The following is a 24,367-nucleotide window of genomic DNA, read 5'->3' as shown; positions in this document are numbered from 1 at the left end:
ATTAATCAATCTGCCAACTGAGGCATCCCCTTAGCGAAATGAACCAATATCTCCCAATGCGCTTCTTTATAAATAGCGAACACGAAATTAAAATTGTAATAACGTCGGTAACCATATTTAGTCACAACACTGGTTTTAAACTGGACACTTGCTTTCTGACCGCTGGAATCTGTATATGTCGTTTTCCCATTGAACAAAGGCAATGGATATGCCATATCCCATATCACTTCTTTCGAATTCACTTCTTTCAGGAAACCTGCCTGAAACATGTTCTTCCAGTTGGTCTCATTGAAGCGACTCGGACTAATGACATTCCAGGATGGGTCGTAGAATGATACGGATAATGAAGTGGATGGATCTTTTTTATCCTTATTCTCTCTAAAATAGATGTGAATGTCTCTCGGTTCCACAAGTTTGACAGAACCAAAAGAATCACCCGAATCTTCATATCTCATACTGGAGCTCTCCGCACTTACATATTCGGCTATAGCCAACCCTGTCTCCGGATCATATATAGAGGGTTCGAAATCAACTTCGCGAAAAGGCATCAATCTCATTTTTTTCTGGATCTTAAAACCACCGGAATTACTGATCTTCATATTGAATACATATCCGGAATCGGGTTGACAACGTAGTATACTTGAATTGGCCTCACTCCACATTACTATTTCTCCACTGTTCTTACGGACATCGAACAGACGACGATATTCCGTACCCCGTTTGGCATTAATCTCATCAATTGATTGCTCTGTACCCAAATATGGTTTTTTCCATACACGCACCGGATAATACTCTTCCAGTTCGGGTGCCGGAGTTCCATCATAGTGCATCATATCCGTTATTTCACAAGTCAAAGGCAATGTTGACTGTGCACTATTAAATATACCCGTATAGAATGTCGTATGCCCCATTGTCGGAGTAAACAGCGTTGTCGTAAAATTCACATCGCGGTCAAAAGCGTCTTTCTCTTCAGGAAGAAAGTTATCCATGCAACTCGTTCCCGCTACCAGCAGTAAGACAGACGACGCACCCATCCATCCCAGTCTTTTTATTTCTTTAATATTTTTCATGGCCTAAATTTCTGAAGTAATGAATAAACTTGCCAAATCCGAATTCATGTTGTGGAACCATCACATGAATCACACCGTTCTTTGCATATATATCAGTCCACAAGACTTTGGCGGGTTCCCATTTGTCTTTATCCAACGTATTGCCCATATCATAAAAAGTAATGTCTTTGGGACCACCATTGATAAATCCACTGGCAGGCAGCCTTCTGTAAAACAGACTCATGCGATAGGAATGGAGTCCCTGAACAAACTGACCTTCAACAGAAGATGATGTGGACAACTGTTCAGTATCATACAAGCCCGGTACCATATAGCGACATAGCAATGAATCCATTTGTGACTTATATTCATAATCGATATATATGGGATTTCCTTCCTTATCCAACACTGGCGCCTCAAGTCTCTTTTGGTAATTCCACAATTTCTTTAAAGTGAGTTCACCAACAGCGTATGACTCTTTCTCACCGGCATCTTCATCCAAATCTTCTGCAGTGAGTTGCAGTTTGTTCAATTTACGATATCTGTTCAATGACTCTAAAGCTGTTCTGAAACAAGAATCCGGGAGTGCCATCAATGTACATTGTCCTGTCTCATCTTTCAAAGCCCGACGCAATTCATTCAGTTCTAACGGAATTCCTAACGCGTCCTCTTCTTCATCCGGCAAATCCAGAAAATACATCAACGAATCAAAAGTAAGTCCCAATTCAGGATCGCCTGCTTTCAAATATTCATAGATGGTACCGTCATATCGGGTCATTCCCACCCCTTTCGAACCTGAAAGATCGACATCTGCTACGGAAAAATCCGTGCATGAAGAAAGTGCTAAGACTGCCAGGCTACATGTAATAGTCAATAACTTATTCATAGTATCTTGAGTTTTTATCGTTTCCAATAATCATTTTGTTCGATAGCCGGATTCTCCCGCATAACGTTTTCACTCACCGGCCAATAAATTCCTCCATTATTTATCAGCGTCATCATTTCCCAGTCGTCTCCGACAATACGGGCTTCACGGATACGGTCATACCATCGGTGTCCTTCACCTATCAGTTCTCTACGGCGCTCCTGAAATATCTCTTTCAATAATTTTTTAGGATCGCTATCCAAATTCTTCGCATAAGAGAGACTCGGTAGATTGCGCATATCACGCAGTTCGTTCAAAAGCGACAGGGCGTCCGACACACGATTGAGAATAACTAATGCTTCGGCACGCAACAGCTGCATATCCGCCAGTCGGGAGAAGATGATAGAAGAACTGTAAACTCCTAAGTTATGCGAGCCATTTTCACTACCGGTAACGACCTGTATCTTTGAGAAGATCGGATATTCCAAACTTAAACCGGTAATGTAATTTTCATAATATGCGACGGGAGTAGTAAGGTCATTCAGCCCAAACCGATTGTCCGAAGTATATCCTGACATAAACATATTTACCAATGTATCTTTGGAAAGATAAATATCGGGTAACTGTTTCCGCACAATGGGTTCTGCCAATGTCCATGATTCCAAATGTCCGTCAGTTCCCACCTCGTTTATCTGATTGCTGGTATATTTATAGTTGAAAGACACCAGGCGGGCCGCACGATAGTCGGCATTATAATCATCATAAAAAATCCCTTTAGAGCTAACCAGATTCGATGTTGTTGTAAGAACTTCTATGGTCTTGATAAAATCCGGCACTTTATCCAGCACCTGTGCAGAATAAATATCAGCATCGATATAATTGCCTCTCCAAGCTTCCACATGCGCCAAAATCGTATATGCGGAATAACGATTCAAAAGCACACCTCTCCACGTATTAGCATCAAACCCATAATACTTGTCTGATGTAGCTCCCAATTGCTCCGGCAGCAGTTTGGCTGCCTCACGCAGTTCGCTTATCACATAATTTAAAACGATCCCGGCATCTGTACGAGCCACTTTCGGGAAACTGCCATTATCATAAGAATAGGTAATCAAAGGTACATCTCCCCACATCCGGACCATATAGAAGTAGGCTAAAGCACGAATTACACGTACTTGTGCCGCATCGTATGTATAGTTGACTTCCGAATAAGCGGGATCTTTTTCCACTACTTCTTTGGCTTTTTCGATGAAAAGACAAGCTGCATTGATTACCTTATAAAAACGTGTCCAATCGGATATTTTCTTTATATTTTCAAAAGGACTGTCCAGTTTGTTGTCTCTGATAGCTTGCAGGTCACTACGAGTCCGTACGGTGAAATCACCCATCCGAAGATCGCCGGTAGCCCAAAAAGTATTATTCTCACCCAACGCTGTTCGCATCAATCCGTAGACACCGAACATTGCGGAGCGTGTATCTGTCAGTGAATTCCATTGCTGTTCCTGCGTAGCGACATGAAAGAATTCATTGTCATTCTCCAACAAATCACTGCATGACGAAAAAAGTAAGGGAGCGGCCAGCACCAACAGCTTCATCATCCTTTGTATGTACAATAATCGATTCATATTTAATTATGTATTAGATTAAAAATTTAACTTCAACCCTACAATGACCGAACGGGAAAGCGGCTGACCATAACCTCTGTAATATCCGTCCATCTCTACCAGTTCAGGATCATCTCCGCTGAAACCGGTGAAAGTGAGCAAATTGTTTCCTGTAACGTAGAAATAGATGTCTTTGAGCTTTTTCTTGGATGCATCTTTCTTCTTTCCTTCTCCTTTGTATGCTTTCTTTCCAATGGGCATGGTATATCCCAATGTCAACGAACGAAGTTTCAGATAAGAGAGCTTTTCCAAAAACAAATCCTGTTCGGCGCGATAAGGTGTGAGACCACTCATTTGGTTGTACAAAGGATAATTGTCTTTATCATTGGTATTCTGCCAGAAGAAGATTTCGCGCAGACTTTCGAGTGATGGTGTGTTTTCCAATGTCAGGAAGTTATAGCGTTGTGAGGAACGATAGTTAATGGCATCATGTCCTAATGCAAAGAACAAATTGATACCCAAATCGAAACGTCCCAACTTAAAGTTATTTACAAAACTTCCTGTTACTGGTGGCAGACTATGACCTTTCAATACTTTATCATCATCATTAATCACATTGTCGCCATTCTGGTCTTTCCATTTCGGATCGTTTTTCGCAAACTCGATAGAGCTCATAGACAGTTTCTTACCGTCTTTCACAGGAACCTCGGCATCGGAAGCATAAACACCCTCGTTCTGATAGAGCCAGAACTGATCAATAGCATGTCCCACCTGCAATTTGCGATTTCCAATCACCAGTTCGTTCTGATTCTCCGGCAATTGCAACAATTCATTCTTATTGTATGCCAGTGAAAAGGAAGCATCCCATGAGAATCCTTTGGCATTATTGAAAGGCTTGCCCGAAAGTGTTACTTCAACACCGGAGTTGCGAACCTTCATGCCACTGGCATATTTATACTCATATCCATATTCCCGACTGACAGGAATGGTTGTAAGCAAATCACAATCCGTATTATTATAATATTCCACTTCTAAAGAAAGACGTTGGTTGAAAAATGAAGTATTCACTCCTATATTCCATTTGTCTGAATAAGGCCATCCTAATTCATATCCTATCCAACCTGTATTGTAAGGACGAGCTACTGTGGCCCATCCATAGTAGGAAGAGGTTACCGGCTGACCAAGACTTGTCATTTCTTCTCCAGTGTACTGCGGACCGGCTGCAAATCTATTGTTATCCTGATAACGACCTATCCGTGCCCATGAACCGCGCAAAGCCAATTCTGAAACTTTTGGCAGGTCCTGCAATAGTAGGTTCTTTAAATTCAGACTTGCACTAGCCGCCGGAGTAAACAACCAGCGACTGTCTTTCTGTATATTGGACGATCCATCTCCACGAAAAACGACTTGTGCGTCAAAAAGATTTTTATATCTATAGTCTACTGAAAAAAGAGCGCTCACCATGTTGTTTTTCATCTTATCGACAAAACGTCTCATGTAGACGAAACCACCACCATTGGTAGACGGTTTGGTGTCATCTGTTCCATCATACGCTTGTGCATAATTATAATGTTGAACGCTTTTCATGATGATCGCCTGTGCTCCCATGTTCAAGAAATGAGTTTTCTGAATATCAAATTTATAATCTGCACTTGACTGCCAAATCAGACGACGGTTGTACCCGGAATAATTAGATACATAATTTACGGATTCCATCAGTCCCATTGGCCAAAAGACATGACGCACATTCGTATTATAATCCATCATCAAACGGGTATCTACATGTAATCCTCCCCATGTATAGTTCACGCCTAAATAACCATTTAAGAGGTTATTCAAATTATCGTCTTTCTTATATTCTTCATAATTGTCAAGATAGGAACGATAAACTGAAGATACGGAAGACAAAGGAGTTGTCAAATCCGGCAGATATTCAATTTCGGCATAACGATCGCGCATATTGCGATTGCCGTTACGAGAAACACGTGCTACATTCAACAAACAGGAAACACCCAATTGATCTGTCAAATTCATGTTTAGAGCAAAGCTCGCTGTCAGTTTATTAAAATTAGTATTGTCTGCTACTCCATCATTACCTGTATAGCCTAACATAAATATGTAGTTGGCCATGCTTCCGCCACTTCCCATCGAAGCACTGAAATTATAAAGAGGAGACATACTATAATAATCGTTTGCCCAATCGGGTTCTCCAAAGAAATTCATATCACGGAAATCTTTCATCCATGCCGGCATCTTGTTCAGATAAGTAGTACGTTGATCGTTCGTGGCACATAGATCGGTAAAGCGCATACGAAAAGCGTAATCGTTGGCCGCATTGGTCATTTTTATTTCTGATGGCGGAATGGCAATACCGCCATTGGCACGGATGAACATATTGCTGCCACCATAATAACCATCTTTCAAATTCACCAGAATAGCACCGTTAGCTGCCAATGGTCCCAACTTTGCCAATCGAGCCGCATCTTTCACTACCTCAATAGAAGCTACATTATCCATGTTCAGACTAGCTAAAATATTGGTAGCTGTACCGATAGGATTCACTTCTGCATTTTTAATACCATATACATAAGCGTCGTTTGTCAACAATGGAATGCCATTGAGAAAAACAACCGGCTGTGCAGAAGACATATCCCCCTTTGAAAATACCGGAGTGGACAAGCCACGAATCAGCATATTCTGCATAGTTCCCGGTTCGCCTGTCGTTTCCTGAACATATACACCAGGCAGCGTACCTTTCAGGTATTGCTGCAGAGATATATAAGGTGAACGCGATAGCTCCCATAAATTGAGCGTATCTTTAGAAGCATAAATCACCGCTTTTTTCTTCGTGTCATGAGCTGCACGAATAAGATCGGTATTTTCCATCATTTGCCCCGTATTCTCGTCCGGGGAAATACTATCATTTGGAAGAAAGAGATGTCCGCCACTCCGAGCAGCTCTAATTTCACTTCCAAATCCCAACAAAGCTACAATAGCGCAAAAACGAATTATTGCATTTTTCATCTGTTGATTAGATTTTAAAGATATTATTATAATTATATTAATACATAACATAAAACTCTCACTGCAAATGAAAGCATATTTTTCTCAATACATGTTCTATTTTGATTCAGAAAGGTTCAAAATTAAAGCATTTTACGCACCAGACGGTTTCTGAACGCTATATGACCAAAAATCATTCAAAAAGGTATAAATATGATTCAAGCCACTTTATTTGCTCCAATCATATTTATTCTTTTTATTCATTCTTCATCAACGCATCAACGGTTTTATGACATGAACCAGTTCACCATTATCTGCTATTCCTTCTATATTCAGAAAATAATTCCCCGGCTGATCGGATGTATAGAACGAAAAGGCAGCATTACCCTGTTCATCTGTTATCAATCTCGGACTCCAATAAAGAGTGGTACGCAAATCGGGTATCTCATTATTCTTTCCTGCCGCCGTATCATATTTAGGTGAATAGAATTCGACTGGTTTTTGATAGCCTAAAGGATAGAATGTGGTATTCTGCATATTTCTTTGCTGGATATCATCATAATACTTCGACCACCATCCTAAACAACGGGAGTCAAAACCGTCTTTTGTCGTCACGTTCAATATGGCAATCTTTTCCTGGCTGAAAGGAATACGACAGTAGGCATGGCATAAATCACGACCCGTATTCAAATAATATTTTTCACTCCATTTCAATGTTCCACGCAACAGAGCATTTGCCCGGTCCCGGTCAACGTCTTTAACCAATGTCATACTCTCCACATCACCGGGGTTAATCCAACTCACCAGAATATCCGGTTTACAAAAATTATCGTCTACAAATAATAATATCCGTTGATTACCGTAATATATCATTTCTTCTACCATATCCGACGAGCGTGAAGACTTACTTTCCACCGCATCCGACTCATATCCACTTAGTGACGATGTATCTCTGACCGCTAGTGTTTCATCTGCTTTTAGCCGTGTCCGTATATCTTCCGGCTCCTCTGCCAGGGTAGAAATAGTCAATCCCTGCGATTTTAACAGAGTGCGCATATCTTTATAGCGTACCATTTCTCTGTCTGTAAACACACGATAATCACGACTTCCCCACATCGGCGCTCTGACAATAATATCCTGCAACATGAAATGCAAATTGTCCAAGCGGGTCATCATCTCCACATCTGCTTTCTGTACATTACGTACAGAATCATCCTCCAACGGGAGTTGCGGATAAAGCGGTAAATCTTTGGGAGATTCCCAGTCAAACAGTTCAATCTTCCCTGTTCTTTTGGCTTTCAACTGTACTGCACTGATGTGGAAGCCACTTCCATCGACATAAGCAATACTGTCAAAGCAGAAGTAACCGTTCTTATCGGTAGAGGTGTACTGCTGAAAACCTTTCAGGCTACCTGTTCCCGAAATAGAAACCATATGTTCACCATTCGACTTTGTTAAAAGTCCTCCGGCTGTTACGGCACGTCCTTGTATTGCCATTTCAGAATGTTTTTCCAATGCGGGCGTTTTATATTTCCCCAGAATGACTTCGGGTAATTCATACCGCCGCCAACCTTGTGTCATCATAAGCAAATCCAGACTGTTTCGAGTCGCCGAACTTTCTTTCTTGAAATAAAATCCGGGTGACTGTATAATCCCCTTTAGTTCGGATGTCAGCAATAAATGAGAAAGGATGCTGATACTGGAATCGGCTGCCGCAAATTTACTGTCGATCACTGATACGGAATAATTCCCTTTCAAAGGTTGACTATCAGCATTCAGAAGGCCAACGTTCACCGATACGGCCTCCCTTTTCTGTGTGAGAGATCCATTGACTGACAGATTACAGACTGTAGAAAAATAGGAATCAGAAAATGCCAAACGCTCACTCAAAACTTTTCCATCTTTGTTCAGCAGTACAAACTGCACGACACCCGCGGGGAAATATTGCTTGGGGAACAGGAATTTCTTTTGAGGTTCTTTCCATTCTTCCGATGCTATAATGATTCCACGAACGTGAGCTACTAAATAAAGAGGTTCCACAGACACGTCTGCAACAGATAATAAAGAGATGTGAAAATTTTCACGTTGTGTATCAACTCTCAAGCCATATAAAGCCTTTGTATCAACAGCTGGCAGTTTGAATGTTTTATTCCGTCCGAACTCATCCTCACATTTAGCTATATAAGATTTACCCGCTTCGGGAGTCAAAACAAACAGTCCCATTCCTTCATGAAGTGTACGAGCCGAAGAAACGACCTCTCCGGTTTCATCCACGATATCCAAACTGATATCCGCCGCATTTCCCGTATGCCCCATCGCTTTAAAAGCAATGCGGCAATCTTGTCCGTTTAACAGGTAGCCTCCTTCAGGATAGAATGTTACATCATAATCTTCATTCCGGGTACTCACCGGCAGATAACGACGATACACATTATCATCAGTATCTTTCATGGACAAAAGCCAGGATGTATTTCCTTTCCAATCATTTTTGTCCCATTCTATCGTAAACCCATTTTTTATATCAGACAGTTTCAATGAAAGATCCGACCTATTCTTTGTCGACATCTCTGCCTGACTAAGCATCATCAGCTTATCTCCTGTTGTGAATGTGAGTGCCAGATCTGGCGTTTTGGAATTGTTATGGGAAAGAGACTTCATACCTACTCTATTCCAGGAAACAGTCACTATCCGAATGGGACGTCTGAAAATACATTCATTTGCATTTTTCAGCATATAACGGGAATAAGCACGCAGTGTATATTCTCCATCGGCCAGTTCACGAGCCAAAAACAAATAACCTTGATAGATTCCATTATCCGAACGTACCAGTGCCTGTGATATTATAGAATCCAGCGGATTTACCAACTCTACATATATATATTTATCACATAAAGGCTTGTGCAATGCAGCATCTACGATATAAGACCGGAACCACAAAGTATCGCCTGCCAAATAGGTTCCTTTATCTGTATGTAAATAGACTTTTTCTTGTGGAAATATACTTAATTGAGATAGGAAACGACTCGTCAATGAATCCTTATCAAACTTTCCGGTTTGTCCATATCCCTTCACTGCTCCGATTACAAGCAGAATTAATATCAATAGAATATTATTTTTCGTCATGACTTGTGTGTATGTGTTGTTTTAGTTTATAAAAACAGGAAATCCACTATTTACATTTTTTTTATCCAGACTCCATCGAGAAAAGACTTCTTTCTTGTCTACCCACTTATTAAGCAAATCGACAAATGACTGCTGCTTCATCTCATCCGCACTGAAATATCTGAAAGAATCAGGTATTTTCATTGTCCCGTACATTATTTTATTCCAAGAATCCGTGCGAAGTTTGTTTCCTTCGAAACGTGGCTTCCTAAGTGTGTTCATTTTGCAGGATTCTTCACTCCAATAACATGCAGCACCATCCCGGTTGATACGGTCAACGGATGGTATAATCAAATTATCAGGATCAGCAAAATAAGCATATACACCTACGAGTCCGTCAGTCACAACAGGATATATGGTATGGATTTTCCCGGCACTATAATTATTGGCAAAAACCACCTTCCATGTGGAGACTTGAATAGAATGTAGATTAATATGTCCGGCAATACCCCCGGCTACATCTCTTGCCATTATTGTTCCTGTATTGTAACAATTGGCTACAGTGTCATTGGGAAGTTCTTTCAATCCCGTGTCTTTAACTGACTTTTGATAAGGTTCGGAAAATTCACCTATAATACCGCCTACATGCTCGTAACGTCCGACAATATCTCCTCTATTAAAGGAATTGTAGATAGACCCGCCTTCAAAATAGCCCACAATTCCTCCTACACAACGATGACCGTACACTCTACCGTAATTACGACATCCGATGATACGGTTTTGCCCGGAAGAAAAACCTATCAGCCCTCCGGAAAAATTACGGTCGTTTTCTACAATGCTCTCGTTTGAACAATTCAAGATTTGAGTATTAAAAGAAATATGACCGGCCAAAGCACCTACATAATTATAGGCAATAATGTGGGAAAAACAAATACGGGTATTCTTTACTACTGCTCTCCTCAAAAAGCCAAAAAGACCTTGGCAGAAAGTTTCGGAACCGGCTTTCATAAACAGTCCGGCAATATAGTGTCCGTCTCCATCAAAAGTACCTTCAAAAGGAGTTTGCGATGTACCAATCGGAGTCCAGAACTTTAATTTAGTTTGTCGATCCCATTTTTTCCAACCTGTCGTGTCATTTAGCCAAATGTCCGCAGACAATTTCACCGTTTTACCTCGAAAAGAGTCTCCCCCATTCACTGATTTAGCAAAAGCAACCAAGTCTTCTGTTGTAGAAATAATCAATGGATTTTCATTCATAAGTCGTGCTGCATTCCCTGAAGAAACTAAAGCCAGACAAATGATTAGCATAAAAATTCTGTTTTTCATTTATATAGAAATTTAAATTAAGACTCGCTTATTGAAAGACAAAAGTGAGCCTTTTTTTTAAAACAGAGGTACTGAAATCAACCAAATGGGTTCAAATTCAGCGCATAATCACTTAGAGAAAATGTTTGAAGAGATTATTCTTTTCATTTTAATGTTTTCTGATATTCTTTCGGAGTCACCCCAAATTCATCCTTAAAACAAGTAGCAAAATATTTAGGGTTAGAAAATCCACATTCATAGGCAACCTCTGCTACTGATATGGACCTGTTTTTCAGCAACTGGCTGCCGTGCTTTAATCTAATATTCCGAATAAACTCAATCGGGGATAATCCTGTAGCAACTTTCATCTTTCTATAAAGGGAAGATTTGGAGACCGCTAACGCATCTGCCAGTTGAACAACATCAAAATCACCTTCGGAAATATTCGTTTCAATCACGGAAACTACTTTATCAAAGAATTCTTTATCGACAACCGAGGTTTCCAACGCATCAATCTGCGCATCTGCATTGGAACGGAATTCTTCCTGTTTGCTGCGTTTATGGTTTATAAAATTATTAATACGCGCTTCGAGTATTTTTAATTCGAAAGGTTTTGCAATATATCCATCAGCTCCGGCATTATAACATTCAACCCTATCTTCCACCGTATTTTTTGCAGTCAATAAGATCACCGGAATATGGCTGGTTTCTAAATCGGACTTTAAATTCCGGCATAATTCCAAGCCATCCATTTCGGGCATCATCACGTCACTGATGACTATATCTATTTCATTCTCCTTCACTATTTCTAAAGCTTCGATTCCGTTCTTCGCGATCAGTACATGATAATTCCGGGATAGAATCCGTTTCATGAGATATAATAATTCTTCATTATCCTCCACCAATAACAAATGATGTTCATTGGTTTGATGTGTACCCATCTCTGTTTCTTCAGATTCATCCAAATCCACACCACCTAATATGACTTCGTCTTTCTTTTCTTTCACTTTCTCTACGGCAAACTCATTTTCTTTGTAACTATCCTTATCAATAGGAAAATCTACAGTAAAAATGCTTCCTTTGCCCAATTCACTTTCTACTTTAATACTGCCGTGATGTAGTTCTACCAAGTCTTTTGTCAATGACAGTCCTATGCCGTTGGACTCGCTTCCATCTTTCTTATGGGCTGTATAGAACCTGGCAAAAATATTTTCCAACTCTTCTGAAGCAATACCCTCACCTGTATCCGACACTTGAATACATAGACGACGATGCCCGGAAACCTGATAGGATTTCATCATCAGTTTTATCTCACCACCGGCATCCGTATGTTTGCAGGCATTAGATAAAAGATTAGACACAATCTTATCTACTTTATCCGCATCAAAACAGGCTATCAGTGTTTCCTCTTCAACCGAAAACACAAAAGTCTGCTTTTTCTTCTTCATTAAAGGTGCAAAATTCACACTGCAAACATCTGATACAAACGGAATAATATCACCTTGAGATAGTGATAATTTCATATTTCCACTTTCTACCTTACGGAAATCAAGAATCTGTTGTAGTAGACGCTTCAGTTTATTTACATTCGACCGAATCATATTCAATTGCGGAATCCGCTCTCCACTAATCAGTTCGGCATCATCAACCAAACAGGTGATAATAGTAAGAGGAGTCAGCAGGTCATGAGAGATATTCGTAAAATAGCGCAATTTCGTTTGTACCAATTCTTCTGATTTCTCCCTGTCTATCTGTGCGATTTTTAGTTCATGCCGCAATTGCATGCGCTTTTGCATTCTTCGATAAAAAAGATAAATGCATATAATTATAAAGACGGCATACAGTGTATATGCCCACCATGTTTCATAAAAAGCAGGTTGTTTATATACCGAAATTTTAGATATATACTCACTCCATAAACCATTCACATCTGTCGCTTTCAGATAAAAAGTCCGTTTTCCCTTGGGTAGCTGATTGTAAAAAGCAAATTGCCGGTCACCTTTGACATAAACCCAGTTATCATCTACTCCTTCCATTTTATAGGCGTATTTTATCTTATCCGGGAAAGCATAATTCAAAGAGGAAAAATCTATTTCGATATTTTTATCTCCAGAATTCAGTATTATACTCTGATTACTCAAATCAAAACGATTATTGTTCTTCTCCAAAAGGGCAGACATTCCGTCAATTTTCACATCTGCTATCATTGTCTTGATATTCTGGGGATGTTCAGATAAACGTTCATAAGGAGTAAATGCTGTGATCCCCCGATTACCACCATAAAGCATTCTACCTGAACGGCTTATAAAGTAGGAATTCGGCATAAAGGAATTCACTAATATATCATCCATAGTAGAATAGTCCATGATACCTCCATTTTTCGGTTCATATTCTATAATACGTTTGTTAGTAGAAATCCATATATGTCCTAACCGATCAGTTACAATATTGAAGATGCTTTCTTCGAGCATATCAAACACATTCGACAAATCTGTTACTTTCTTCTTTTGAGAATCATAAGTAAAGATACTGCCTTCTTCACTGCCTAACCATATTAATCCTTTATCATCTACACAAATGGCAGTGATATTATTACTCATCAAACCATTCGTCTCGGAAGTCAGATTCTTTAAGCTTGATTTCTCGAACTTTAATTGAGGAGGAATCACAGCGGTATATACGCCCTGCTTTTTGGTGCTGATCCATAGGGTAGTGTCTTTACCCTCTCCAATTCCAGTTATATCTTTCAATACGATATGCGTATCTTGAATATCTTTCTTTCCTACAGGTTTTACCAATATGCCAGCGGTAGTTATAATCCAAAAGTTACGTTTACTATCTTCATAGAACAAATATGGATCTCCCGGATTCTCTGTCATACATTTCTTTAAATCCAAAATTCCGAGTAATTGCATTTTACCCTTTTCTTTCTTCACCCTATAAATTTCAGAATCATATTCAGTTCCTAACCAAACTTCATGAAGAGAAGAAACAGGTGCTATACAACTTATATTTTTCAAATTTGATATTCCTTTGAGTGAAGGGATATCCGTATGAAACTGGATATCTGTTGAATTGGGTTTAAGAATCCCTACTCCCCAACGGTTTTGATTAATCCACAAATCACCATCTTCATCTTCGTATATATTTTTCACATTAGCATTAAATCCTGTCTTTTTTCGAATAGTTGGAAGTGAGTTGTTCTGAACAAAGGGCTTATTCAGATCAATCATAGACACTCCTTCATTAAAAGCAGCAATCCACAGGTTGCCAAATGCATCTTTTACTATCTCACTAAAAATATTATTCAACTTAGAGGATATATGGGAAATATCAACATTACTAACCATATCTCCCGGACGTTTCTGAAGCGCATAAAGTCCTTGCGTAGACACAATCCAGATATATCCATACTTATCGTCCTGAACAATGCTAAAACAGCCACTCTCATCCCATTTGTTCTCATTCTCTACAATAACATGATTATACATCATTTCCTGCTTCTCTTCGGGATAAAACAGATATATACCACTTTCCCAAGTCAGCACCCAATGTTGTCTCTTGTCATCCTGAAATACTTTAAACGGATTATCCCAGAGTCCTATTTTAGGCAGGCTTACGAATGAATCTTTCTCTGAATCATATTTATGAAGTCCTCTTTGCCACAAGGTAACCCAAATATTCTTATCCAAATCTTCATAAATAGAATTTACGCTGGTAACGGGCAAAGATGCATCATACTTTTTGCAAAAAGAAAAATCACTGGAACAACGAAAAACAGAAGTTAGTGTACCTATCCAAAGCCATCCTTTACTGTCGACTATCATTGTCCGGATTTCCTGATCTTTAAGATCGTTATGTTCAACTGGGATTATCTGATAAGTTTGTTTATTCAGTATATTCAGACCTTTTTTAGTGCCTATGTACAAAAACCCCTTATCATCTTCTGCAATGCAGGTAATTTCATTGTTTGTCAATAAATTCGGCGTCTTTAGACCGGAACGGAAAGTCTGTATGCGATAAGCATCATAGCGGCACAATCCATCTTTTGTTCCCAACCACAAAAAACCTTCCTTATCACAGTGAACACGCAGAACAGAACTGGAAGGCAAATAATTATTCAATGGCAAGGTGGTCACGGACATCTGTTGAGCAAAAACACATGAAAAAACAGGAAGAAGAAAGAATAGTATATAATATCGAATTGTATAGTTCATAGTAGTATTGAATATTTAGATTCGTTTTCTAATGCAATATTAAAACAAAATTTAGCTGTAATAGCAGACTAAGATCTTAAAATATGTTAACTACCCACTAGAGAAAGCATATATGAATGATTTTTGAACCTTACTGAACGATTCTTATCCCTTGCGAAACACATTATTTAAAATCAAACGTATTTGAATTATAATAGAACTCTTATCTGAATATCTTTCATCAAATTTGCAATCAGAAACAATTAATTACTGAATAACTAATTTATCAAACATTTCAATATCATGAAAAAGAAGTATGTAAAAATCATGTTCTTATCGATGGTGTTATTGACGACCAGTGTAACGGCAACTTACGCAGCTCTACCCAAGGACGACAAAAAGGATACGGAAGAAGTGTCCGTAGACACCAACTTGCCGCAATTAACCATTAATGGAACCAATGAATCTGTCTCACTTTTTGTTAATTCTGCGGCTTTACCTGGAAAAGAAATTAAAATAACTGCACCTAATGGCTTCACTGTATCTCCTGCCGTGATACCGGCTAATACGGGAAAACAAAAAGTAACTGTAACTTTGAATAGTACGAAGATTCTGACTGAAGGTAAACTTGTATTAAGAAGTGGAGACACACGTTCGTATGTGAAAGTAAAAGGATATGGTACCGCACTTCCCGTAAAGGACATTTCTAAGTCGCCAACTTATAAAGGCGGAAAAGATTCAGAATTTACGAAACCATTTACCCCAGGTTCTAAAGGATACACTATCGAATTCAGAATAAAAACCGATGATACGGAACAGAACTTTTATCCTTATTTCGTTAATGAAAAAGGATACGGATTCAAAGCGTATTTTAATTCTTCCGAGATAGGCATATACAATAACTACCAGAAAGCTATTAGTAATCCAGCCACTAGCGGAAAAGAAGGTGGAAAAGGCAAGTTTTACAATAACGACGGACAGGCTCATACTTACCGTTTTGCCATAACTCCCGATAATCGTGCTTTCATCTTCAGAGATGGAGTTCCCGTAGATTCTGTACGCATCAAGGATTATGCTCCACAACCTTACTTTACTGCCGGAATCGGTGAACCGGTAGAGAATCTTTTGAAGAATCCGGGATTTGAGGGAGAATTTGAAGTGGATCCTGACAGTAAGCTAACGACTCATATCGAAGGATGGGACGTTGTTGTCAATGACCGTTGGAATTCGGAGCAGTACATTCTCCCCGAAGAACTGGATAATGAGCAGGATATTGATAACCATGTTTTTGAAATCAGACCTTACAAATGGGCAAGCGGATGGAGTGACGGTACTCTGGCACAAGTAGTAAATGTCGCTCCTAATGAAACATACACTTTATCAGCTTTACTGAAAGGAGGTATTGCTGAAAAAGAAGGTACACTTACCGGAAAGATGACTATTGAAGAGGTACAGGACACGGAGAAGAGAATTGTCACAGAAATAGCAAGCAAAGACTGGGAAACTTACTCTATGGACTATACCACATCACCCGATTGCAAACAAATACGAGTAATCTTCAGCGTAGGACGTGGCGGATGGGGAAATGACATCGGATCTATCCGTGTAGATAATACCAAATTGACTGGTGTATCATGCATATATTCCCCTAAATTCGGTTTTATGGATAATACAGCTAATGTGGAATATTTCACTATAGATGAATCTGGTAGTTATGCACCCGCACAACCTGAAATAACTATCAACATCGAAGAATAAATTATGAGAAATATCTTATTTATCTGCTTTATATTCTCATGTGTGTCCGTTTTTTCACAGAACACCCAGATAAGTCCGGGTGTTTTGTGGAATGATGTGAATGGAGAACAAATCAATGCCCATGGTGGATGTGTGGTATTTAATAAAGGCACTTACTATTGGTTCGGAGAAGACCGTACCGGATTTGTGTCAAACGGAGTGAGTTGTTATCAATCTAAAGACTTGTACAACTGGAAACGTCTCGGCCTTTCTTTGAAAACGACTGGAGAAGCCAAAGAAGATTTAAACGATATCTCTCACGGCCGCCTGTTCGAACGCCCCAAAGTTATCTTCAACCCCAAAACTAATAAATGGGTAATGTGGAGTCATTGGGAAAGTAGTAATAGTGATTACAGTGCAGCACGGGTCTGTGTAGCGACCAGTGATAAAATAGAAGGTCCATACACGCTATATAAAACATTTCGTCCTAATAAAAACGAATCACGCGACCAGACTTTATTTGTAGATACAGATGGCAAAGCGTATCATTTCTGTTCTACCGACATGAACACAAATACTAATATAGCTTTGCTGAGAGATGATTTTTTGGAACCTACTCCCACCGAAATCAAGATTCTGAATGAACTTAAATACGAAGCAGCCTCTATCTTTAAGGTAGGTGATGTATATTATGGATTGTTTTCCGGTTGTACAGGATGGGACCCGAATCCGGGAAGATCTGCCTATACCTATAATATCTTAGGAGAATGGACCACGGGAGTGAATTTTGCAGTTGATAAACTGAAACAAGTAACCTACAACTCACAAAGCAACTACGTCTTCCAACTGCCTGATAAAGATAAAGCATTTATCTACATGGGGGATCGTTGGAACCGGAATGATCCGGGAAAATCTCATTTTGTATGGTTACCTATCAGCATGCGTTCAGGATACCCGGTTGTAAAATGGTATGATGCATGGGATTTGAGTGTATTCAACACTATGTATCGTTACAAACGGGCAGAAAGTATTATTTCCGGGAATATCTATTCTTTATTGGAAAAAATATCTGACCGCCTGGTATCAAAGCCCACCAATGGATTCACCATAGCAGATGACGATGATGATATTAATTTGAATTTCGAGTTTATCAAAACGGGAACTCCCAATGTATACAAATTAAAGGATATAAAAACCGGGAAGTTCCTGGAGTCACTATTTGGCACTTTACGTCTGAATTCTGAAAAGAAAGACGATACCCAATGTTGGATGTTCAATCTGCAGGAAGATGGTTATTATCAGATACAGAATGTCAAAGATAAAAAGTATATTACCGTTTCCGGCTCGAATACATTCAACGGAACCAACCTGTATCTCACTGAATATTCAAAAAAACTAATGCAGGATTTTGCTGTATATTTCGATTCAAGTAAGTACAAATACAAGGAAGCCGATTTGTTTTCAGCTACCTACAGAGCCAACAATCTAAAACTGATGGGAGCTAAATAGCTTTTTATCCATATTTCAAATAGTAACTAAATAGTTGTATTATGAACATTAGAAGTCAACAAAAGAAGCTTTATCTTGCATTTATATTCATATGTTTATGTGGGTTGCCGGTATTTTCCTCTTTTGCAGCACAACCGGAAGATACAAAAACAGGAGAGACTACTGAAACTTGGGCAATAACGGCCACAACTTTTAAACTCGCAGGCGAAAAAGAGGCCAGAAATGTAAAGTTGAACTGGATGCAACGGGAAGATGCCGATCTTTACAAAGTATATCGGGACGGAGAATTTATTGGAGAAGCTAAAGGGAATACGTACGATGATTATGATCTGGCAGTTGGCAAAACTTTTACGTATCACGTAGAAGCGTTTAAAGACGGAAAGAAAGTGGGAACAGCAATTTCCCAACAAGCTACTACATTTACACCAGTCGGTGAAGTCGAGGTTTACGATAATCTGAATGGAAAGTACATTAGTAAAGGTTCTACAAATAAACCTCAAGGAATGAAAATTGGCAATCTCTACTATTCCTACAAGATAGAAAATACAGAAAAGAATGTGGATGGACAATCACTTAAAGGTTGGATGGCCTCTGAAAGTTATTCCCCAACAGGACTTGACGGAAGTTGGAGTACTCCTCGTGAACTGGCTTTTTATCCAAATGTAAATTTTGAAGGTATTGCTTTCCGGCATAATCCCAAGACGGGTAAAGTCATACTATCCGCACATTACGAAGATGAAGAAGGATACAGTGCAGCCAAAATCTATTTGGCACAGATTACTCCTAAAGGCAAGCTTGAAGTAGGTACAATGGAGCGGCCATTAGGACATGAGTCCAGAGATCAGTCACTTTTCATTGACGATGACAATACGGCGTATCTTCTTTCCGCTACCAATATGAATAGTGATATAAATATCTATAAATTGGATAATTCCTGGACCAAACCTGTTTCATTAGTAAATACAATATGTAAAGGGTTACACAGAGAGACACCCGCCATCATCAAAAAAGATGGAGAGTATTATTTCTTCAGTTCAAAGGCTTCAGGATGGTATCCGAGTCAAACTGTATATACAGCTACTACCGATTTAGGCGGTGAATGGACACCCATGAGAGAGATTGGCAATAACTCCACTTTTGATGCACAATTCAACAGAATTAGTATGGTGGGAACAAGTTGCGGAGTATGGAGTTATCATTGGGGAGCACAACGGGAACATAAGACCCCGGATGGTAATTTCCCAAGAATATCCATCGCTGCCTTCAATCAGGGATACGCGTCGATGGATTATTACAGATATCTGGAATTTAATGATAAATACGGTATCATTCCGGTGCAGAATGGCAAAAATCTAACATTAAATTCTCCTGCTACGTCTACTGTTTCCGGAGCAAAAGGAGCTAAGGCAGATTGCATAACCGACGGAGCCTCCTTGGAATCGTCAGCCTTTTTTCAGAAAAGTTCTAATGCAGCAACAGGTACTCCTTATATATTAGCTGTAGACATGCAGAAGAATGCTCGTATTTCAGAGATTAACCTTTCTACAAGACTGGTCAATGGTTCTGAAGCTGCCTACAAATATACGATTGAAGGAAGTACAGATGGAAAGAGTTATAAAATGCTTGTGGATGGTAGACAAAACTGGCAAGTAGGATTTCTGATCTTAAACATTGAAGATCCTGCATCTTACAGATATTTGCGTTTGAGAGTATACGGTGTTGTGAATGTACATAAAGGCAATTCTGCCATGTGGGCAGATGGTATTTACGAGTTTGCAGCTTTTGGGACTCCACAGTAAGTTAGATAACTTTGTTAGGAAAGTAATTTAGTAGTCAAAGCCGGTCAACTGTTTTAAGCAGTTAACCGGCTTTTGTTTATATACATATAAAAGATATTAAAAGCCTCTTACTTTTCATTTTTTCCCGCCATTATTCGCCCAAATCAAAGAAAGTGCCTATCTTTACCGCAAGTATTTTTTTATTATTCACCATTAAATATAAAGATTATGGCAAGTAGAAGAGAACTCAAAAAGAACGTAAACTATATCGCAGGAGAATTATTCACCGAGTGTTTAATCAACAGCATGTTCATCCCCGGTACGAACAAAGCGAAAGCTGATGAACTGATGGCAGAGGTACTGAAAATGCAGGATGAGTTTGTTACTCGTATCAGCCACACAGAACCGGGCAACGTGAAAGGTTTTTATAAGAAATTCCGTGCAGACTTTAATGCAAAGATTAACGAGATTATTGAAGCTATCGGAAAATTGAACTAAAAGCAGAAATGAAAAAAGCAATTTATAGCTTTATCTATTACCGCCTGTTAGGGTGGAAGACAAACGTTACGGTACCTAATTATGATAAATGCGTGATATGTGCCGCTCCACACACAACAAACCTTGATTTATTTATTGGAAAACTATTTTATGGTGCTATAGGCCGTAAGACAAGTTTCATGATGAAAAAAGAATGGTTTTTCTTTCCGCTTGGCGTTTTTTTCAGAGCAGTTGGCGGAATTCCCGTTGATCGCGGTCGAAAAACGTCGCTAGTAGATCAGATGGTTCATAATTTTGCTGAATATAAAAAGTTTAATTTGGCTATCACTCCCGAGGGAACCCGCAAAGCGAATCCAAACTGGAAAAAAGGCTTTTATTTTATAGCCTTGAAAGCCCAGGTTCCTATCGTGCTGATTGGTATTGATTACAGCAAGAAAACAATCTCTGCAACGAAAGCCATCATGCCGTCAGGAGATATTAATAAGGACATGAAAGAAATCAAACTTTATTTCAAGGATTTCAAAGGAAAACATCCGGAGAATTTTGCTCTTGGAGAGCTTTAAATTCAATTATTAAGTATCCAGTATTAAGTATTAATCGTAGCTTACAACATACATATTTGAGCGCATGGTATAATACTTAATACTTAAAACCTAATACTTAGTTAGTATGGAGTCTATCCGTATTTCCATCATACAAACCGATATTGTTTGGGAAAATAAACAAGAAAATCTCCGTTTACTCCACGAAAAGCTGCAAAGTCTTCGTGGAATAACGGAGATTGTTGTTTTACCGGAGATGTTTTCCACCGGATTCAGCATGCAGAGTAAAATGCTGGCAGAGCCGAACTCCGGAGCAACCATTACAACACTCAAACAATGGGCTGCCCAATTTCAGCTAGCCATTTGTGGAAGCTATATAGCAACTGAGAACGACCAGTTCTATAATCGGGCCTTCTTCCTGACACCGGAAGGAGAAGAATTCTATTATGACAAACGTCACCTGTTTCGTATGGGAAGGGAAGCAGAACATTTTTCGGCCGGTGATAAACGACTTATCATCCCCTATCGTGGATGGAATATCTGCCTGTTGGTTTGCTATGATCTCCGTTTTCCCGTATGGAGCCGGAACGTAAACAACGAGTACGACCTTTTAATATATGTAGCCAACTGGCCTATCCCCCGCCGTCTGGTTTGGGACACTCTGCTCCGGGCGCGTGCTTTGGAAAATCAATGCTATGTATGCGGTGTCAACAGGGTGGGTATAGACGGATATCAGCTTACATATAATGGAGGAAGTAGAGTTTATTCTGCTTTCGGAGAAGAAATCGGCTCATTTCCAGATGAAAAGGAAGGAATAGCTACTGTGAGTCTTAATCTGAACACTCTCAACCAATTCAGAGAGAAGTTCCCGGTATGGAAAGATGCAGACGAATTCCATCTGTAACATTGGCAAAATAACAAATGTTAAAAACAGATTCTTGCAGCAACAATACCTAGAACTCGGTAGTTAATTATATAGACTTCTTTTGTATCTTTGTCGTGAAAATACAGTCGTAAGGACGCTAATCTTACATAACTTAATTAACAACTTTATGAAAACAAATCTTAGTTCTCAAATCAGTCTCCACCGGGTCTCCCCCAGATACTACAGACCGGAGAATGCATTTGAAAAATCAGTCTTGACAAGACTCGAAAAAATCCCTACGGACATCTACGAATCCGTAGAAGAAGGTGCTAACTATATTGCGCGCGAAATAGCACAAACCATCCGCGAAAAACAAAAGGCAGGACGTTTCTGTGTATTGGCTCTTCCTGGAGGAGATTCACCCAGCCACGTATATACCGAGCTTATCCGTATGCATAAGGAAGAGGGACTTAGCTTCCGCAATGTGATCGTATTTAATATGTATGAGTATTATCCGTTGTCTCCCGATGCAATCAACAGTAACTTCAATGCTTTGAAGAGTATGCTGCTGGATCACATCGACATTGACAAGCAGAATATATTCACTCCCGATGGAAGCATTGCCAAAGATACCATCTTCGAATATTGCCGTCTGTATGAACAACGCATTGAAAGCTTCGGAGGTATTGATATTGCTTTGTTAGGGATTGGTCGTGTAGGTAACATTGCGTTCAACGAACCGGGTTCCCGACTGAATTCTACCACTCGTCTGATTTTGTTAGATAATGCATCACGAAACGAGGCATCCAAGATTTTCGGAACGCTGGATAATACGCCGATCAGCTCCATTACAATGGGAGTAGCTACTATTCTTGGCGCAAAGAAAGTTTATCTGCTTGCATGGGGTGAAAACAAAGCAGCTATGATTAAAGAGTGTGTGGAAGGTCCGATCACTGACACAATTCCTGCTTCTTATCTGCAAACTCACAATAATGCACATGTAGCTCTTGATCTTTCAGCCGCTATGAACCTGACACGTATCCAACGTCCGTGGTTAGTCACTTCTTGCGAATGGAATGATAAATTAATCCGCAGTGCAATCGTTTGGTTGTGTCAGTTGACCGGCAAACCGATTTTGAAGTTGACAAATAAAGACTATAACGAAAACGGTTTGAGTGAACTTCTGGCACTTTACGGTTCTGCGTACAATGTAAATATCAAAATCTTCAATGATTTGCAGCACACCATTACCGGATGGCCGGGCGGTAAGCCTAATGCTGATGATACCTATCGTCCGGAACGCGCAAAACCGTATCCGAAACGTGTGGTCATCTTCTCTCCGCATCCGGATGATGATGTTATTTCAATGGGTGGTACGCTTCGCCGTTTGGTAGAACAAAAGCACGAAGTACACGTAGCTTACGAAACTTCCGGTAATATCGCCGTAGGTGACGAAGAAGTAGTTCGTTTCATGCATTTTATCAATGGATTCAATCAACTCTTCAATAATAGCGAAGATTTGGTTATCAATGAAAAATATATAGAAATACGCAATTTCCTGAAGGAGAAGAAAGACGGTGATATGGACAGTCGTGATATTCTGACTATCAAAGGTCTGATTCGTCGTGGTGAAGCCCGTACAGCTTGTACTTATAATAATATACCGCTGGAACGTTGCCACTTCCTCGATCTGCCATTCTATGAAACAGGTAAGATTCAGAAAAACCCAATCAGTGAAGCAGACGTAGAAATTGTACGCAACTTGCTCCGTGAAATAAAACCTCACCAGATTTTTGTTGCTGGTGACTTAGCCGACCCACATGGAACTCACCGTGTATGTACAGACGCTGTATTTGCTGCTGTCGATCTTGAAAAAGAAGAAGGTGCCAAATGGCTAAAAGACTGTCGTATCTGGATGTACCGTGGTGCGTGGGCTGAATGGGAAATCGAGAATATTGAAATGGCAGTGCCTATCAGTCCGGAAGAACTTCGTGCAAAACGTAACTCTATCCTGAAACATCAGTCGCAAATGGAAAGTGCTCCGTTCCTGGGTAACGACGAACGTTTGTTCTGGCAACGTAGTGAGGATCGTAACCGTGGTACAGCTACTTTGTACGATCAGTTGGGACTGGCTTCTTACGAAGCAATGGAAGCATTTGTAGAATATGTTCCATTATAAGAGTAATCATTCTTAATTAAGAGAATATAAAACAATGAAAGAAGAGTGGGAAGTTTCGATACTTCTCGCTCTTTTTTGTTTATTTTTGCGGGGAGAATTAAACGCGGATTAACGCAGATTTTCGCAAAGAAAAAT

14 protein-coding genes are annotated in these 24,367 nt (G+C 39.6%); 7 read left to right on the top strand and 7 right to left on the bottom strand.

Annotated features, from left to right (window positions below):
• Window positions 1-5 precede the first annotated feature (5 nt).
• From DXA54_RS08600 to DXA54_RS08570, 7 genes are all read right to left on the bottom strand, one after another.
• On the bottom strand, window positions 6-1,070 hold the full coding sequence (locus tag DXA54_RS08600; RefSeq protein ID WP_049703067.1) for a DUF5007 domain-containing protein: 1,065 nt from the start codon (window positions 1,068-1,070) through the stop codon (window positions 6-8).
• Entirely contained in the window at window positions 1,057-1,935 is an 879-nt protein-coding gene (locus DXA54_RS08595; protein WP_120079230.1) for a hypothetical protein, read from the bottom strand. The genes DXA54_RS08600 and DXA54_RS08595 overlap by 14 nt, the downstream gene beginning before the upstream one ends.
• Before the next feature lie 14 nt (window positions 1,936-1,949).
• Entirely contained in the window at window positions 1,950-3,539 is a 1,590-nt protein-coding gene (locus DXA54_RS08590) for a RagB/SusD family nutrient uptake outer membrane protein (RefSeq protein ID WP_049703069.1), read from the bottom strand.
• 18 nt (window positions 3,540-3,557) lie between these two features.
• Window positions 3,558-6,542 carry a SusC/RagA family TonB-linked outer membrane protein gene (locus DXA54_RS08585; RefSeq protein ID WP_074638537.1) on the bottom strand — a complete coding sequence of 995 codons (2,985 nt, stop codon included), beginning with the start codon at window positions 6,540-6,542 and terminating at the stop codon, window positions 3,558-3,560.
• Window positions 6,543-6,791: 249 nt separating this feature from the next.
• Window positions 6,792-9,644, bottom strand: a complete 2,853-nt coding sequence (locus DXA54_RS08580) for a hypothetical protein (protein ID WP_243647643.1) — start codon at window positions 9,642-9,644, stop codon at window positions 6,792-6,794.
• A gap of 21 nt (window positions 9,645-9,665) precedes the next feature.
• Entirely contained in the window at window positions 9,666-10,949 is a 1,284-nt protein-coding gene (locus tag DXA54_RS08575; protein WP_120079228.1) for a hypothetical protein, read from the bottom strand.
• Between the two features lie 143 nt (window positions 10,950-11,092).
• The gene (locus DXA54_RS08570) at window positions 11,093-15,145 is read right to left on the bottom strand and encodes a hybrid sensor histidine kinase/response regulator transcription factor (protein WP_120079226.1); all 4,053 of its coding nucleotides are present in this window, start codon (window positions 15,143-15,145) and stop codon (window positions 11,093-11,095) included.
• Between the two features lie 282 nt (window positions 15,146-15,427).
• Between DXA54_RS08570 and DXA54_RS08565 the strand changes: the two genes are divergently transcribed.
• From DXA54_RS08565 to DXA54_RS08535, 7 genes are all read left to right on the top strand, one after another.
• Window positions 15,428-16,882, top strand: coding sequence for a carbohydrate binding domain-containing protein (locus DXA54_RS08565; RefSeq protein WP_120079224.1), 1,455 nt, complete (start codon window positions 15,428-15,430; stop codon window positions 16,880-16,882).
• A gap of 3 nt (window positions 16,883-16,885) precedes the next feature.
• The gene (locus DXA54_RS08560; protein ID WP_081352690.1) at window positions 16,886-18,370 is read left to right on the top strand and encodes a family 43 glycosylhydrolase; all 1,485 of its coding nucleotides are present in this window, start codon (window positions 16,886-16,888) and stop codon (window positions 18,368-18,370) included.
• A gap of 41 nt (window positions 18,371-18,411) precedes the next feature.
• Complete coding sequence (locus DXA54_RS08555) at window positions 18,412-20,169, top strand: family 43 glycosylhydrolase (RefSeq protein ID WP_074637364.1); 1,758 nt, start codon at window positions 18,412-18,414, stop codon at window positions 20,167-20,169.
• Between the two features lie 207 nt (window positions 20,170-20,376).
• A complete protein-coding gene (locus DXA54_RS08550; protein ID WP_120079222.1) occupies window positions 20,377-20,646 on the top strand; it encodes a hypothetical protein in 270 nt (89 codons plus the stop codon).
• Window positions 20,647-20,654: 8 nt separating this feature from the next.
• The gene (locus DXA54_RS08545) at window positions 20,655-21,209 is read left to right on the top strand and encodes a 1-acyl-sn-glycerol-3-phosphate acyltransferase (RefSeq protein ID WP_074637366.1); all 555 of its coding nucleotides are present in this window, start codon (window positions 20,655-20,657) and stop codon (window positions 21,207-21,209) included.
• A 106-nt stretch (window positions 21,210-21,315) separates the two neighbouring features.
• Window positions 21,316-22,092, top strand: a complete 777-nt coding sequence (locus DXA54_RS08540) for an amidohydrolase (protein ID WP_120079220.1) — start codon at window positions 21,316-21,318, stop codon at window positions 22,090-22,092.
• 148 nt (window positions 22,093-22,240) lie between these two features.
• Complete coding sequence (locus DXA54_RS08535; RefSeq protein WP_004297369.1) at window positions 22,241-24,232, top strand: glucosamine-6-phosphate deaminase; 1,992 nt, start codon at window positions 22,241-22,243, stop codon at window positions 24,230-24,232.
• The last annotated feature ends 135 nt before the right edge of the window (window positions 24,233-24,367 follow it).

The organism is Bacteroides sp. OF03-11BH (genome assembly GCF_003604005.1).
GTDB classification, from domain to species: domain Bacteria; phylum Bacteroidota; class Bacteroidia; order Bacteroidales; family Bacteroidaceae; genus Bacteroides; species Bacteroides ovatus.
The sequence above is the reverse complement of the archived record's forward strand: the minus strand, read 5'-3'. Positions and strand labels throughout refer to the sequence as shown.